This is a genomic window from Tessaracoccus rhinocerotis (assembly GCF_007197885.1).
GTDB classification, from domain to species: domain Bacteria; phylum Actinomycetota; class Actinomycetes; order Propionibacteriales; family Propionibacteriaceae; genus Arachnia; species Arachnia rhinocerotis.
Genome location: NZ_VKKG01000004.1, coordinates 250,871 through 266,547, shown reverse-complemented (window position 1 = coordinate 266,547; position 15,677 = coordinate 250,871). Strand labels below are relative to the sequence as shown.

Here is a 15,677-nt window from a genome sequence, read left to right as displayed (position 1 = left end):
CTAGCTGGCCTGCAGGCCGTCTGGCTCCGCAGCCTCGAAGGGTTTCACACGCCCCCCAGACAACCTCATCCGCGAGATCACCGAGGGCGACGAGTGCAGGCGCCACGGATTGGACAGTTCCGCTCAAAGAGGACGGGACTTGGACATCCCTACCAGTCCAACAGCGGAGCGGAGACTCCGCGCGAGCCTCAAGCCGGGTGGCGGGAGGTGCATGACCGCCATCCGTACCGAGTGGACGTGGAGCGTCGCGAGCACCCCACCGACTGTGAAGAAGGTGCTTGTCGAGCTCACCCGCTAGGCCTTTCCCATCACCGGCACCTCGCTGCCTAACCAAAAGCGCTGCGCTGGCCATGGTCACCAATGGGCATATCGAGCGCGGGAGAGGAAGAATCCGTGGCCGGTTTCGAAGTTCCAGCAGCTGACCCCGGATTGCTCAACCTCACACACGTGCTCGTACCCAAATACGGTGTCGCCGTAGGGCATCTCTGGCCACTCCCCAGGGTCGTGGTCCCAGCCATCCCACAGGATCGGTTCGCTGTGGCACAGCACGGAGGCAGCGTTGTCGAGCCTGAATCCGTTGCACTGACCGTCGCCTTCAGGATCCTGGAAATCCGGGATCATGGCGGTCTCTATTGCCTCGCAAGTCACCGATGCTTCCTTCATGAGGCAAGCGATGTTCCGTGATGGGGTGATGAACCGCTCCCCGCGACCACCGCTGTAGGCATCGTCAGGAATTCCTCCGCAGTAGCGAAGGTCCATGCCTGCTGGGAGTGTTACGTCTGGTGGGCATTCCCGGGGCTTCGCAGAAATCGGGACATCACCCGGGTCCGGCGATGGCGATGGCTCAGCCGCGAGTGTGGTGGGCACGGGGCTTTGGGTGGACTCGGTTGGGCTGGCAGATCCCAAGGGCGGATCCTCAGCGTCGGATGAGGTCGAGACAAGCGATGGATTGGGCCCGGTGGGCAACGGACCGCCTGAAAGCTGGATCGTGCAGCTCGCCAGGAGGAACGCTCCGACGACCGCAAATCCCATGTACTTCGCGCGCACTCTCTTCCCCATCGGTCGAGCCTGTCTCGACCATATCGGTCGCCCTCAGGCTCTCAATGCGATGTCGAACAACCACGACAAGGCACGCAGCGGTTCCTGTGCTCGAACGCCACGCTCGATCAACTGGCCAGCGAATGGCTCGCTTCCGAGTCCAAGACTGGGCGAGCCACTCGCGTTGGCCGGTTTTCAGAGGCCAGGACTCCCGGCTGAGGCTCCACGGCGGCGAGAGGCATTAGCTGACCCGCCCCGAGATCTATGTGTTGCCTGGCTTGCCCCAGCAGCTCCACGGGCATGCCAGGCGTGAGGCCGAGCTCTCGCGCCAGTTTGCGTTGACTCCGAATGTGGGAAGGCTGCAGCACGGATGCAGCTTGGCCCGTGGCATCGAGGTGGAGGAAGCCGATGAGGCGCTCCGTCTTGACACCCGAGAGGCCGCTCAGAGCCTCTAGGAGGCCCGAGGAGGAGGGCAAGGGTGAGCCCCAGCCGGTGGCGCTCCAACGCGCTTCCAGAGCCTTCCAGGCCCGGTCATCGGTCACATCAGCCAGCCTGGTCAACCCATGCTTCTTGAGGCGATCCCCTTGTATCTGGGCCTCGAACCTGAAGAGCCTGCCGCTGGACTCGGAGAGCGAACACTCGATGTCGTGGGTAGCGAGCTCGGCTTCCTTGTCGTAGAGGCGGTCCACGCCGCTCTTGCTGGTGGAGTTGACCAGCGTCCACCCGTTCTTGCCACTTGCGTACTGGGCCTTGCTCTTTCCGTATCGGCATTCGATGGAGGGCAGGGCCGCCTTGATCAGGGCTGGGTCCTCGATGATGAGGTTTCGGGCGATGTCGAGCCGTTTGATGCCCACTTGGCTGGCCCAGTCCTCAGCCCAGGTCTCCACACCGTTGGAGTCGTAGCCGATGAACGTTGGGCAAGCGTGGGGGCTCACCTCCTGCAAGATCCTCTCCACCAGCACAACGAGTCCATCTGGCGCCCACAAGAGGGGCGACTTGCCGTGGGTGAGTCGGGCGGCGTTGAACTCGAGGTGGCACCGACGACTCTGCGCATACAGCGTGACGCGGACATCGGCCGTGAGGAAGGAGATCTTGCCCTGATGGACCTCGTCCTCGCCCCTGGAACCTGGGAGCATTCGGCTACTCACCGATGTCCAGAACGGGGAGTGGGTCAAGGACTGGTTGGGATCTACCTCGAAGGAGAGCTTGACAGTGTCGATGCCCCAGTCGGTCCGGGGGCCTGGACCCTCCTCCACAGGCTCGGTGATGGCGGACGGCTCCTTGGCTTCCTCATCATCATTCGTGCTTCTGTTAGTTAGGGAAGTTGGTGACTTTTGGTCCATCCGGCCGACGGCGAACGGGGTGACGTTCGCGGGTGTGCGATCGCCCTCGGGCGCGACGGCTGCCGGGGCGGGGTGGGTGAGAGTGCTCATGTGTGGTCCAATCGTGTGATTGGCGCGTAGTCCTTGTGCCACCTGGGTGGCGTGCTCCGTGTGCGCGGGGGGTGGGATTCAGTGGTGGTCGCGGCGGTTGTCGATGAAGGCTTCAAGGGCGCTGTGTGGGATGCGCCGCAGGCTTCCGATCTGGATGCTCTCGATCTTGTTCTGTCTGATCAGCTCGAAGATCTTGGTTCTGCCGATGGATAGCTGCTCGCTGGCCTGCTCGGGGGTGTACAGCAGTCGGGGTGTCATGGGACTCCTTGGGGTAGAGGCCGGGTTGCCTGTAACCATGAGACTCCAGGGGACCTGTCCGTGTCCCAGTGAACTCACGCGAGTTTTTTCCGGCTCCTTCCGAGCCTCGATGGCGTGGAGCAGTCCAGATCGGGGCAGCGAAGGACGGCCCTGGTGCTTCGGTCGACGAGCATGACCGCTGGTCGGGAAGGGAGGTAGGGCCACTGCCTCGAGTGCACTGGGCCACCCGGCGCTGTCACGTGGAGCAGGCCTCCTCGGACTCCACTTAAGGGTGGGGGGGCTGGAGTTCTGCGGGAAGGAACGCGAGTTAGAAGGTGCAGCCGAATCAGTCCGTGCCAGTGAGCTTCAGAGAGACCCGGGAGATCGCCTCAGCGCCGTCCTCGGCAGTCAGATGACCGTAGATGTCTACTGTGGTGCGGATGCTGGTGTGCCCCAAGACCTGCTGCGCCACGTGCATGCTCACCTCCTGGAGCATCAGCGTGGCGGCGGTGTGACGCGCGGCATGCACCCGGAACGGTGGCAGACCGGCAGCCGCAAGGAGTCGGTGCCAGTCCTTGCGATCGTTCGCTGGATCGATGGGGGTTCCCGAGGAGCTCACCAGCACGTAGCCCTCGGCGTTGTACGTTCCTCCCGACTGAAGAGTCATGACCTTCTGCTGCAGCGCCAGTGCGCGCAGCGCCTCCACCAGTTGGGCCGACAAGCCGATGCGTCGGTGAGACTTGGCGGTCTTAGGCGTGACCCGGACCAGTCCCCGGCCCGTCTGCCGTTGGAGGCTTGCTCTGACCACCAGGATGGGACTTGGCGAGGTCAAGTCGACGTCATCCCACTTGAGCGCCAGGAGTTCTCCTTGACGGAGTCCTAGGGTGAGCGCAAGGAGGACGCGAGCGCGCGACTGGTGGTCTTCAGGGGAGAGCGAGCGGACGAGCTGCCGCGCTTGGTCCGGCGTGAGCGCTTCGATGCGGGTTGGGTCCTTCTTCATGGAGCGAGCAAGCCTCACGGGGTTCGAGGTCACGTCGCCATGCCGGATCGCCTCGTCGAGCGCTTGGCTCAAGATTGTCTTGGCCTGGTGAATGGATGAGCGCGAGAGCCCTTGGCTGCTGCCGAGCTCGTGCTGCCACCGCTCGATGTCGGCGACGGAGAGCGCCGCAGGTTTCCGCGATCCGAAGTACGGCAGGAGGTGTCGGTTGATCGCGCCCTGGTAACCGACGAGGGTCTTGTACTTGAGCTCTGGGGACCTGACCTTGAGCCAGTGTTCGAGCAGCTCGGCCACGGTCTTGGGCTGCCCGAACCTCCGGGCACCCTTCACGGCCTCCGCTTTGCGCTGCTCCCACTTCTTGATCGCCTCGGAGCGGGTCTTGGCGCTGACCTTCCTGCGGACCCGGCCATGCCCTTCGTCGATGAAGCCCTGGACGTACCAGCGTCCGTCCGTCTTGCCTTTGTAGATTGAGTCCTCGCCGTTGCCGCGCTTGCCTGCCATGTAGTGCTCCCACGTCCGGACGGCCTCGGTTGGCCGTGCTCCTTGGGACGATGCCGAACATGCTCCGCGGTGTCTGGGTAAACCTGTGTGGATCCGATCCGGTTCCCACAAGGCTGGTTGCCCCCATGGTTGCCCCCATGAACGCGAAAAGGGGCTCCCGAAGGAGCCCCTCCCGTCACCTACAAGCCTGTGGCTTGCGGCGACGCTTGCGCGCTCGGAGGGACTCGAACCCCCAACCTTCTGATCCGTAGTCAGATGCTCTATCCGTTGAGCCACGAGCGCAGTGCCGTGCAGGCGATTGCCAACTATACGGCCTCTCCCCCAGTGAGGCAAAACGACTGCCCCGCAAGGGTGACGGCCCGGATCCGCGATGCGATCCCGGGCCGCCCAGATGCTTGCAAAAACATCGATCGGCGGAGGTGGCGGGATTTGAACCCGCGATGGGTTTTACCCCAAACCCGCTTAGCAGGCGGGCGCCATAGACCTGACTAGGCGACACCTCCACGTCCGCACAAGGTTAGCCGAGCGCGGAGTCCCGCGCCAAACGCGGTTGGGACCCCCTGCGCCCACGATCTACACTTGTGCAGCGGAAGGGGGGCCACCCACAGATGAACGATGAACCGAAGCCGTCGCGCCCGCGCCGGGCACTGCCGCCGAGCGACGAGGCCCTGAGCTCCGGCGTCGGCGACCTCTACGGCCCCGTCTTCCGGCCCGCCGCGAGCCCACAGCCGCCGCGGGCGCAACGTTCCGCCCCCGAGCCCGAGCCCGAGCCCAGGCCCACTCCCAAGCCCACGCCTCGCGTCGACGACGCCCCCACCGTGGTGCGCGCCCCCCACCCGGCGAAGGAGCCGTCGCTGCGTCGCAGCATCGCCCTGACCGCCCTCAGCACCGTCCTGCCGGGCGCAGGCCTGCTCGGTGCCAGGTCAGGCACCGCCAAGGTCGTCGGCGCCGTCGTGCCGCTGGCGTTCCTCGGAACCATCGCTGCCATCGGCTGGTCCGCGTTCAGCAACCTCGGCAACTTCGCCGGGTTCGCCGTCGACCCGGCACAGCTTCGGCGCATCTCGTTGGTGCTCGTGGCCATCGGGCTCGTCTGGGTAGCCCTGATCGCCGGCACCCACCTCCTCACCCGCCCCAAGGGGCTCGGCCCGTCCAAGCGCACCACCGGCGCCGTCGCCGTCACCGTGCTCAGCCTGGTGATCTCGGCACCCGTGGCCGTGGCCGCCCGCTACTCGTTCGACCAGCAGAAGCTTGTGGAGACCGTCTTCGCCGACGAGGCGGAGGTCACCAGTTCCAGCCGCCCCACCATCGCCGTGGAGGAGGACAACCCGTGGGAGGGCCATCCCCGGCTGAACATCCTGCTGCTGGGCGCCGACGGAGCCAAGGCCCGCAGCGACGAGAACGGCATCCGCACGGACACGATCATGGTGGCCTCGATCAACACCAGCACCGGCGCCACCGACATCGTCCAGATCCCGCGCAACCTGCAGTACGCGCCGTTCCCCGAGGGCTCGGAGCTCGCGGAGCTGTTCCCGGACGGCTTCCGCGGCGAGGGTGATCCCGCGGAGTGGTTCATCAACGCGCTGTGGCACACCGTCGAGGACAGCCCGTGGTACTCCGAGGTCCTGCAGGGCCAGACCTACCGCGGTGCAGAAGCGCTGAAGCAGGGCGTCGAGGGAATCACGGGACTCAAGGTCGACTACTTCGTCCTGCTCGACATCGACGGCGTCCAGCGCCTGATCAACGCCATGGGAGGGGTGACGGTCAACATCAACGACCGGCTCCCCATCGGCGGCGACTCGTCGGGTCGCAGGCCCACGGGTTACCTCGAGCCCGGCCCGGACCAGCACCTCAACGGCTACGAGGCCATGTGGTACGCCCGCAGCCGCCTGGAGTCGAGCGACTACGACCGCATGGCCCGCCAGTCGTGCCTCGTGAACGCGATCATCAAGCAGGCGAACCCCGCCACGATGCTCACCTCCTACGAGGCCATCGCCGCAGCCGGCGCGGACATGGTCATGACCGACATCCCGCAGCAGGTGCTGCAGCCGCTCGTCGAGCTGTCGCTCGTGGTCAAGGACGCCGAGATCGAGCGCCTGGTGTTCGCCCCCGGGAAGAACGGCTACGACTACGCGAACCCGGACTTCGAGACGATGCGCGAGTCCGTCGAAGAGGCGATCTCCGACGATGAGCCCAGCCAGGCACCCAGCACGCCGGCCAGCACCGCCGAGGCCTCCCCCAGCGACGAGCCGACCCAGTCGGAGGAGCCCGGGCAGTCGGAGTCGCCGACGGCGCAGCCCACGTTCGTGGACGGCAGCCAGTCGGTCAGCGACGCCTGCGCCTACAACCCGAAGTAACCCGGGGTCGAGGTCGCACCGCCCAGCCTGGCCCGGCCCGCACCGGATGGGCTCAGCCGAAGTTGGTGTAGCCCTTGGCGGCGTCGAGCCGCTTGGTCATGTCCTCGAGGAGCTCTGCGACCTGGCCCGAGTTACCGGGCGCGAACACCAGGTGGTGGCGCTCGTCGGAGCCGTTGTGGACGGTGACGTGGCGGCCGTCGTCGGACTGCGTCACCCTCGTCACGGTCTCCCACCGGCCACCCTCGCTGCCCGCGCTGCCGTCGAGGGAGTAGCCGTCATCGGTGAAGGTGATCGCCACCCGGCCGCGGCCGGTCGCGGCGAGGCCTGCGAGGAACAGGACGAGGCCCGCCACCAGGACGATGATGCCCAGCGCCAGCACCACCCAGTGCCATGCGTTGACGAGCGTCAGCACCACGAGCGCTGCGCCGAGGATCGTGGCTACCGCAGCGATGAAGAACGCCCTGAACGGGGGCCGCGGCTTGATGACGTAGTGGGTGTCGTCCATGGCGACACACTACCGATTTCGACTGCTGCGAACCCAGACGGCTCGCCCTTGCGGCGAGGGTGGGATTCGAACCCACGGAGCGTTGCCACTCGGCCGCTTTCAAGGCGGCTGCACTAGTCCACTATGCGACCTCGCCACTGCCCTGGGGCAGCCACCCCATCGTAGCGGGTGGGGCCGGGTTCAGCCCACGTCCGCGCTAGCCGCAAGGGCCGCGCGGGCGCGCCTCAGTCGGTGCGGTTCACCATCTCGGTGATCCCCGTCGGGCGCGGGACCTGGTGCCGTTCCTCCCAGCCGGCGTTCCCGGGCAGGCCGTCCAGCCCCGGGTTGGGCTCCTCGGTGCCCTTCATCGCGGTGCCGCGCTTGGACGCGATCACCACGGCCCCGATGCCGATCACGGCCGCGACGAGCGCGATCACGTAGCGCCAGGCGCTGGGGGTGTCATTGAGCTCGGACATCGCCACCGCTGCTGGCGCGATCAGCAGCGCGACCAGGTTCATGACCTTGATCAACGGGTTGATGGCGGGGCCGGCGGTGTCCTTGAACGGGTCGCCGACGGTGTCTCCGATCACGGTGGCGGCGTGGGCGTCGGAGCCCTTGCCGCCGTGGTGGCCGTCCTCGACGAGCTTCTTCGCGTTGTCCCAGGCCCCGCCGGAGTTGGCGAGGAAGACTGCCATCAGCGTGCCGCAGGCGATGGCGCCCGCCAGGTAGCCAGCGAGGGCGGGGGCGCCGAGACCGAAGCCGACGGCGACCGGCGCAGTGATCGCCAACAGGCCCGGGGTGACGAGCTCCCGCAGGGAGTCGCGCGTGCAGATGTCGACGACCTTGCCGTACTCGGGCCGGCCGGTTCCGTCCATGATCCCGGGGATCTCGCGGAACTGGCGGCGCACCTCGAACACGACGGCGCCCGCGGCCCGACCGACCGCCTGGATGGTGAGCCCCGAGAACAGGAAGATCACAGAGGAGCCGATGATGAGGCCCACCAGCACCGCCGGGGAGAACACGACCGACTGCAGCTCGAACTCGCGGAAGGCCGCGGCCTCGGTCAGGGCGTTGGCGATGGCGTCGGTGAACGCCCCGAACAGCGCAGTGGCGGCCAGCACGGCCGTCGCGATCGCGATGCCCTTGGTGATCGCCTTGGTGGTGTTGCCGACGGCGTCCAGCTCGGTCAGGATCTGGGCACCCTCCCCGTCGACGTCGCCTGACATCTCGGCGATGCCCTGGGCGTTGTCGCTGACGGGACCGAAGGTGTCCATGGCCACGATCACGCCCACGGTGGTGAGCAGGCCGCAGCCGGCGAGGGCGATCGCGAACAGGCCCACCACGCCGCCACCGCCCAGCATGAACGCCCCCAGCACGGAGAACGCGATGATCACGGCGGTGAACACGCTGGACTCCAGGCCGAGCGCGATGCCGGACAGGATGACGGTCGCAGCGCCGGTCACGGAGGTGTTGCCGACGTCCTGGACCGGCTTGTCCTCGGTGCCGGTGTAGAAGCCGGTCAGCGCCAGGATGACCGCCGCCAGGGCGATGCCGATGGCCACCGACCCGAGCGCGATGATTCGCGGGTCGCCGATGACGCCCGTGTGCTCGACGCCCATGGCCGCGAAGTTCGAGGGCAGGTACCAGAAGGAGGCCACGGCCGACAGCACCAGGGAGATGCCCGCCGACTGGTAGAAGGAGCGGTTGATGGTCCGCAGCCCGTTCTCCCCCGGCTTCGGACGGGTCAGGTAGACCCCGAGGATCGCGGTGATCACGCCGATGGAGGGGATGATCAGCGGGAAAACCAGGCCGTACTCACCGAAGGCAGCACGTCCCAGGATCAGGGAGGCGACGATGGTGACCGCGTAGGACTCGAACAGGTCGGCCGCCATGCCCGCGCAGTCGCCGACGTTGTCACCCACGTTGTCGGCGATGGTGGCGGCGTTGCGTGGGTCGTCCTCCGGAATGTTCTGCTCGACCTTGCCCACCAGGTCGGCGCCGACGTCGGCGGCCTTGGTGAAGATGCCGCCGCCGACGCGCATGAACATGGCCAGCATCGCCGCTCCGAAACCGAAGCCCTCGAGGATCGTCGGGGCGTCCCCGCGGAACACCAGCACCACAACTGCCGCGCCCAGCAGACCGAAGCCGATGGTGGCCATGCCGACGGCGGCGCCGGTGCGGAAGGCAATCCTCATGGCCGGGTCGCGGCCCTCGGTACGGGCTGCGGCGGCGACCCGCACGTTGGCGCGCACGGCCAGCCACATGCCGAGGAAGCCGATCAGGGCGGAGAACCCGGCGCCGACGACGAAGGCGAGCGAACGCGCGACCCGAAGCACCCACGGGTTGCCGTCGCCGTGGGTCGGCAGTACCAGCAACACGAGGAAGGCGAGCCCGGCGAACCAGCCCAGGGTGCGGAACTGGCGCCCCAGGAACGCGGACGCCCCCTCCTGCACGGCCCTGGCTATCGCCTGCATCCCGACGGTGCCCTCGTCGGCCCTGAGCACCTCGGCGCGAAAGCGCAGCGACATTCCGATCGCCACGGCGGCCAGGGCCGCGATCACGACCACGATGGTCAGGTTGCCGGCACTGAGTCCGACTTCCAGCAGGACGGGACCGTGGGTCATGGGCGCAAACCTCCAGTGGTGAAGTGCCAACCGCGCGCGGGCGGGCCGGACGGCGTCGTCCGGAAGGTGTGAGCCTAACAGCAGCAGGAGGTCGAAACCGCAAGCCGTGAAGCGAAAGTGACGCGCGCCTGCCCTCCTGTTGGCCGCGGGACGATTGTGGGCTTCAATTGCTGGGTGCCCCCGAAGTCACCGCTCCCCCCGCGCCACGGCCTGCAGGCCGCGTGGGTGCGCACCCCGGACCGGGACCCGGGCAACGCCCTGCCCTGGCCGACGATGCGGGACTTCCTGCGGGACAAGCTGGGACCCGCACGCGACGACGTCGACGGCATGCTCGAGCGCGGCGCGTTCGTCGACGACAGGGGCAACCCGTGGACCGGGCGCGAGGTCTACCGGCCGCACACCTTCGTCTGGTTCCACCGCGAACTGCGCGACGAGGCGGAGGTGCCCGGGGAGATCCGGGTGATCCACCGCGACGAGCGGATCGTGGTGGTGGACAAGCCCCACTTCCTCTCCACCATCCCCCGGGGCCGGCACGTGACCCAGAGCGTCGTCGTGAAGGCGCGCATCGCGCTGGACCTTCCGGAACTGTCGCCCGCCCACCGGCTGGACCGCGGCACGGCGGGCGTGCTGCTGCTGACCACCGAACAGCGGTGGCGCTCCCGCTACCAGGACGTGTTCCGGCGGAGGGAGGCCGTGAAGGTGTACCACGCCGTCGCAGGCCACCGGCCGGAGCTGGAGTTCCCCACGACCGTCGAGTCCCACCTCGTGAAGCGGGTCGGAACGATGCAGGCCGAGACGCTGGACAGGCCGCCCAACGCCCGCACGGACATCGACCTCCTGGAGGTCAGGGGCGACCACGCGCTCTACGAGGTGCGGCCGCACACGGGCAAGACCCACCAGATCCGGATGCATTTCAACTCGTTGGGCATCCCGCTGCTGGGCGACCCCCTCTACCCGGAGGTCTCCGACGTCGCCATCGATGACTTCACGACACCGCTGCGACTGCTGGCCCACTCGCTGGAGTTCGTCGATCCGGTGGACGGCCTGAAGCGCCACTTCAGGTCGGCCCGGGAGCTGACATGGTGATGTGGCAGAGTGACGGGCATGCGCGCTGTCATCGTTGCCGAGCCCGGCGGGCCTGAAGTCCTCGAGGTGGGGCAGGCACCCTGCCCGGAGCCGCGCGAGGACGAGGTGCTGGTCCGGACCGTCGCCTCGGGCGTGAACCGCGCCGACATCCTGCAGCGGCGCGGCCACTACCCGCCCCCGAGGGGCACCTCCGAGACCCTCGGGCTGGAGGCCTCCGGCGTGGTGGAGGCCGTCGGGTCCGCGGTGCAGCGGTGGCGGCCCGGCGACGAGGTGGTCGCCCTGCTCGCCGGCGGCGGCTACGCCGAGTACTTCGTGGCGCCTGAGGGGCAGCTGGTCCCCCCACCCCACGGGGTCGACCTGGTCACGGCCGGTGGCCTGCTCGAGGTGGCCGCGACGGTGGTCTCGAACATGGACGTCGCCGGCCTCACCGCCGGGGAGACGCTGCTCGTGCACGGCGGCGCCGGCGGCATCGGCACGTTCGCCATCCAGTACGGCAAGGCCATGGGCTGCACCGTGGCCACCACCGCCGGGAGCGAGCACAAGCTCGAGCACTGCCGTCGCCACGGCGCCGACATCGCCATCGACTACCACACCGACTGGGTGGACGCCCTGAAGCAGGCCACCGACGGCCACGGCGCCGACGTGTTGCTGGACATCATGGGCGCCAAGTACCTGGAGGCCAACGTCTCCGCCCTCGCCCGCGGGGGGCGTCTGGTGGTCATCGGACTGCAGGGCGGCGTGAAGGGAACGCTCAACCTGGGGATGCTGCTCGCGAAGTCCGGCTCCGTGCACGCCACCTCGTTGCGCTTCCGTCCGGCGGCCGAGAAGGCGCAGATCTGCCGCATGGTGGCAGAGACCGTCTGGCCCCTCATCGAGGAGGGCCGAATCCGCACCTCGCCCGAGACGCGGATCCCATTCGACGAGGCCCGAAGGGCCCACGAACTGCTCGACGGCGGGGAGAACGTCGGCAAGATTGTGCTGGTGCACCCATGAGGACAGCCCGCAGGTTCGCCGTGGCGCTCGCCACGGCCATGATCGCCACCCTGGCCGTGGTGCTGGGCCCACCCGCCCCCGCGGCCGCCGAGGTGGACGTGTATACCACCGACGGCGAACACCTGGTCAACGGCCGCCGCTGGAAGACCGAGTGCATGCAGTACTCGACCACCGTGGAGCGCTGCCGGACTGAGATCTGGGCCACCACGACGACGTGGAACGGCCGCGCCTTCGTCAACAGCAACGGCTGGGCCTTCAACAACCTGACCTACAAGCCGAGCCCGCGGGCCAACTGGGTGGGCAACCCGTTGGCCACCTCCGGTGAGCACATGATCGACGGCCGCCGCTGGAAGACCGAGTGTGACACCGCCTGGACCGGGTACGGCGGCTGCCGCTCGCTGATCTGGGCGAAGACGCCCGAGCACCACGGCTCCGGCTACCGCATGGTCCACAAGTGGGTGTTCAACAACATGGTGGACTTCAGCCGCCCCGCCGAGCCGAAGAAGCCGTCCGGTCCCGCCGTCCCCGCCGGGGCCACCGTGCAGGTGGGCGCCGCCGCCCATCCCGGGCATCCCAGCGCCGCGCTCTACCGCCAGGTGGCGCCGATCGCGGTCAGCGGCGGCGTCTCCGGCGCCCACGCAGGTGCGGTGGTGACGGTGCAACTGCGCGACCACACCGGCAAGGTTTGGGACACCGGCTACGCGAAGACCGGTTCCGACGGGGCGTTCAGCGCCGAGCTCGGCGCCGAGTTCGCAGGCTACGCCGAGATCAGGGCCACCCTCGACAACGGGAGCCACCACTCCATCGAGGCCACCATCGCCGTACCCAGCGTGACCATCTCCGGTCCGGGCCAGATCGACCCGCTCGCCACGCCCCAGGTGACCGGGTCGGTGGTGCCGGCAGTGGCCAACATCGTCGTCACGCCCCAGGTCTGGGCCAACGGCACCTGGACGGGCATCGGCCCCGTCCGCACTGACTCGAGCGGGCGCTTCTCGGCCACCTACGACTTCAACGTCGGCAAGCTCGGGGCCATCAGTGTCCGAGCCCAGGCCGCCACCGCGGCGGGCGGACTCTGGCGCTCCTCCGATTCCGTGACCGTCACCCGGATGGCATGGGCCAACACGTCGATCACGGCCACGACCCCCGCGGAGATCAACCACACCTACCGCGTCGGCTGCCCCGTCGGCGCCCCCGGGCTCAGCACCATCCGCGCCAACCACTACGGACTCGACGGGCTCGTCCACCGCGGCGAGATCATCGTCCGCAAGGACCTGGCGGCAGACGTGGCGAAGATGCTGGAGCAGTCCCTGGCCAAGCGCTTCCCCATCGGCCAGATGGTGAACCCGAACCACTGGAAGGGCGACGACAAGGCCATGATGGCCGCCAACAACTCGTCGGCGTTCAACTGCCGCGCCGTGGTCGGAAACCCCAGCGCACGGTCACCGCACTCCTACGGATTCGCCGTCGACATCAACCCGTGGCAGAACCCCTACCGTGACCCCACCGGACGGTGGTGGCCCTCGACCGCGCACGTGGACCGCACTCCGGTTGTGCCCGGGCAGCTGACGTCGTCGTCGGCGCCGGTGGTGGTGTTCAAGTCGCTCGGCTGGTCCTGGTTCAGCGGCTGGGACTGGCACCACTTCGAGTACCGCGGGCCTCGCAAGACCGCCACCGCGACGTCGACGTCGGAGCTGAGCCCGATGGGCGTCGGACTCGAGCCGTCGGCCCGGACCGCGGGGACGCTCACCTCCGACGACCTGGCGCAGCCCTCCGGCTGGGACGGCGTCGTGGCCGAGGGCTCCGTGGACGAGGGCTGGACCGGCAACGGCACCTTCGCCCACGAGGTGGACCCCGAGCGCAAGTCCGTCGACCTGTTCGCGCTCGGCTGCCTGCCGCAGCCGGAACTGCAGGCCCCGACCGCGGTCCTCGAGGGGACCCTGGGCTCCGACGGCAGACCCGGGGTGACGCTGGCCATGGAGTTCGCCTCCGACGAGGCGGCCGCCATCTGGCTGGAGACGTGGCAGGCTGCCAACCGCGGCTGCGACGACGTGACGGTGGCCTCCGACGAGGCCGGCTCCTGGGAGGCGGAGCGGGCACTGCCCGACGGGCTATGGACCGAGACCGCATGGCTCGAAGGCCATGTGGTACACATCACCATGGTCAATGGTTGAGACAGAGGCGGGGGCCACGCATGGAGGTGCTGATCTCGTCAGCGTTCACGTTCGTCATCGTCATGGACCCGCTCGGCAACGTTCCCCTGTTCCTGTCGGCACTCCGCCGTACCGCACCCGGGCGCGTGCAGTGGGTGATCTTGAGGGAGTGCCTGATCGCCCTCGCCCTGATGGTGAGCTTCCTCTTCGCGGGTCGAACGCTGCTCACTCTCCTCGGCATTGAGGACGCCGCCCTGAAGGCCGCCGGTGGGGTGATCCTCCTCCTGATCGCCATCCGCATGGTGTTTCCTACGCCGGAGCGGACCATCAAGGTGGAGGCCACCCATGACGAGCCTTTCATAGTTCCATTGGCTGTGCCTTACGTGGCGGGACCCTCACTCTTGGCTGTGATCGTCGTGCTGGTCAGCCAAACACCTGACGACTGGCCGTTGTTCCTCGGGGGACTGGTGGCCGCTTGGGTCATCACCACGGTGGTCCTGTACTTCTCGGGTTTCCTGCAACGCGTCCTCGGGCGACGCGCCCTCGAAGCCGTCGAGCGCCTGATGGGGATGATCCTGGTGATTCTGGGCGTGCAGATGACATTCGCAGGTATCAAGGAGTTCTTCCTCTGATCCTGGGGCTTTCGGGTGGTCTGGCCGTCCACGACCAGGACGCGACTCGGGTCCTGCCTGTGGTTGAATCGTATCCATGAAGATCATGAGCGTCGTAGGAGCACGTCCCCAGTTCGTGAAGCTCGGTCCGATCGCAAGGGCCGCGGCCAACCACTCGGATGTGGAGCACGTCATCGTGCACACCGGCCAGCACTACGATCCGCTCCTGTCGGACGTGTTTTTCCGCGATCTTGGCATCCCGACCCCTGACGACCACTTGGGTGTCGGTTCCGGCACCCACGGACGCCAGACCGGCGCGATGCTCGCCCACATGGACGAGGTGCTGGAGAAGCACCAGCCCGATTGGGTACTCGCCTACGGAGACACCAACTCAACCGCGGCGGCTGCGCTCGCCGCGGTCAAGATGCACATCAAGCTGGCCCATTTGGAGTCGGGCCTCCGCTCGTTCAACCGACGCATGCCAGAGGAGCACAACCGGATCGTCACCGATCATCTCTCGGACCTGCTTCTGGCACCAACCGACGTCGCAGTGCAGAACCTGACCATTGAGGGGCTCGGCGAGCGGGCACTGATGATCGGTGACGTGATGACCGACGTGTGCCTGGCCACCCGCGACGCGGTCGCCGATGACCCCGTCCAGTTACCCTCTGGTGTGGATCCGGCCCAGCCCTTCGTGCTGGCCACAATTCATCGAGCGGACAACACCGATGACCCGGCTCGCCTGGCCGCCATCCTCGGGGCCATGAAGGCGGCCCCGGTGCCGGTGGTACTACTCGCCCACCCCCGCCTCGTGGCGCTGGCAACGAAGCACGGGCTGAATCTGGGCGAGGGCAGCCTCGTCGCCTCCGAACCTCTCGCCTATCCCCAGATGGTGCGCGCCATCATGGCCTCCGCCGGCGTCGTCACCGACTCCGGCGGCCTGCAGAAGGAGGCCTTCCTGCTGGACACCCCAACCACCACCATCCGGACGGAAACCGAGTGGGTGGAAACCCTTGAGAACGGCTGGAACATCCTGGACCCGGAACTCACGCAGCTCGCCGACGTCATGGTTCGCCCGATCCCCGGTGCTCAGCGGGGCGAGCCGTACGGCGACGGTCACGCCTCCGAACGGGCGGTGCAGGCCCTCATCGACCACGCCTGATCGGTTG

Annotated in this window: 12 protein-coding genes and 3 tRNA genes; 6 read left to right on the top strand and 9 right to left on the bottom strand. The window is 67.8% G+C overall.

The window, feature by feature from the left end:
- Positions 1-354 precede the first annotated feature (354 nt).
- The 6 genes from FOJ82_RS11130 to FOJ82_RS11105 all read right to left on the bottom strand — a co-directional run bounded on the left by FOJ82_RS11130 (position 355) and on the right by FOJ82_RS11105 (position 4,709).
- A complete protein-coding gene (locus FOJ82_RS11130) occupies positions 355-759 on the bottom strand; it encodes a hypothetical protein (protein WP_143938552.1) in 405 nt (134 codons plus the stop codon).
- Positions 760-1,166: 407 nt separating this feature from the next.
- Entirely contained in the window at positions 1,167-2,471 is a 1,305-nt protein-coding gene (locus tag FOJ82_RS11125; protein ID WP_143938551.1) for a hypothetical protein, read from the bottom strand.
- Between the two features lie 78 nt (positions 2,472-2,549).
- On the bottom strand, positions 2,550-2,729 hold the full coding sequence (locus tag FOJ82_RS11120; RefSeq protein ID WP_143938550.1) for a helix-turn-helix domain-containing protein: 180 nt from the start codon (positions 2,727-2,729) through the stop codon (positions 2,550-2,552).
- A gap of 325 nt (positions 2,730-3,054) precedes the next feature.
- Entirely contained in the window at positions 3,055-4,206 is a 1,152-nt protein-coding gene (locus FOJ82_RS11115) for a tyrosine-type recombinase/integrase (protein ID WP_143938549.1), read from the bottom strand.
- A 209-nt stretch (positions 4,207-4,415) separates the two neighbouring features.
- Positions 4,416-4,488 (bottom strand) — tRNA-Arg (locus FOJ82_RS11110).
- A gap of 132 nt (positions 4,489-4,620) precedes the next feature.
- A tRNA-Ser gene (locus FOJ82_RS11105) sits at positions 4,621-4,709 on the bottom strand.
- Between the two features lie 105 nt (positions 4,710-4,814).
- Here FOJ82_RS11105 and FOJ82_RS11100 point away from each other — a divergent pair.
- The gene (locus FOJ82_RS11100; protein ID WP_143938548.1) at positions 4,815-6,560 is read left to right on the top strand and encodes an LCP family protein; all 1,746 of its coding nucleotides are present in this window, start codon (positions 4,815-4,817) and stop codon (positions 6,558-6,560) included.
- Positions 6,561-6,612: 52 nt separating this feature from the next.
- Here FOJ82_RS11100 and FOJ82_RS11095 read toward each other — a convergent pair whose 3' ends face one another.
- The 3 genes from FOJ82_RS11095 to FOJ82_RS11085 form a co-directional block, all read right to left on the bottom strand.
- Positions 6,613-7,065: a hypothetical protein gene (locus tag FOJ82_RS11095; protein WP_143938547.1), complete on the bottom strand. Its 453-nt coding sequence runs from the start codon at positions 7,063-7,065 to the stop codon at positions 6,613-6,615.
- Between the two features lie 51 nt (positions 7,066-7,116).
- Positions 7,117-7,201: transfer RNA gene (locus FOJ82_RS11090), tRNA-Ser, on the bottom strand.
- A gap of 88 nt (positions 7,202-7,289) precedes the next feature.
- Entirely contained in the window at positions 7,290-9,668 is a 2,379-nt protein-coding gene (locus tag FOJ82_RS11085; protein ID WP_143938546.1) for a sodium-translocating pyrophosphatase, read from the bottom strand.
- Between the two features lie 273 nt (positions 9,669-9,941).
- Here FOJ82_RS11085 and FOJ82_RS11080 point away from each other — a divergent pair, with 273 nt between their 5' ends.
- The 5 genes from FOJ82_RS11080 to wecB all read left to right on the top strand — a co-directional run bounded on the left by FOJ82_RS11080 (position 9,942) and on the right by wecB (position 15,670).
- Positions 9,942-10,754: a pseudouridine synthase gene (locus FOJ82_RS11080; RefSeq protein WP_221933139.1), complete on the top strand. Its 813-nt coding sequence runs from the start codon at positions 9,942-9,944 to the stop codon at positions 10,752-10,754.
- An 18-nt stretch (positions 10,755-10,772) separates the two neighbouring features.
- Positions 10,773-11,747: an NAD(P)H-quinone oxidoreductase gene (locus tag FOJ82_RS11075; protein WP_143938545.1), complete on the top strand. Its 975-nt coding sequence runs from the start codon at positions 10,773-10,775 to the stop codon at positions 11,745-11,747.
- Positions 11,744-13,918, top strand: coding sequence for a M15 family metallopeptidase (locus tag FOJ82_RS11070; protein ID WP_143938544.1), 2,175 nt, complete (start codon positions 11,744-11,746; stop codon positions 13,916-13,918). The genes FOJ82_RS11075 and FOJ82_RS11070 overlap by 4 nt, the downstream gene beginning before the upstream one ends.
- Positions 13,919-13,938: 20 nt before the next feature.
- Positions 13,939-14,529, top strand: a complete 591-nt coding sequence (locus tag FOJ82_RS11065) for a MarC family protein (protein WP_143938543.1) — start codon at positions 13,939-13,941, stop codon at positions 14,527-14,529.
- Between the two features lie 76 nt (positions 14,530-14,605).
- Positions 14,606-15,670, top strand: coding sequence for a non-hydrolyzing UDP-N-acetylglucosamine 2-epimerase (gene wecB, locus FOJ82_RS11060; RefSeq protein WP_143938542.1), 1,065 nt, complete (start codon positions 14,606-14,608; stop codon positions 15,668-15,670).
- Positions 15,671-15,677: the final 7 nt, after the last annotated feature.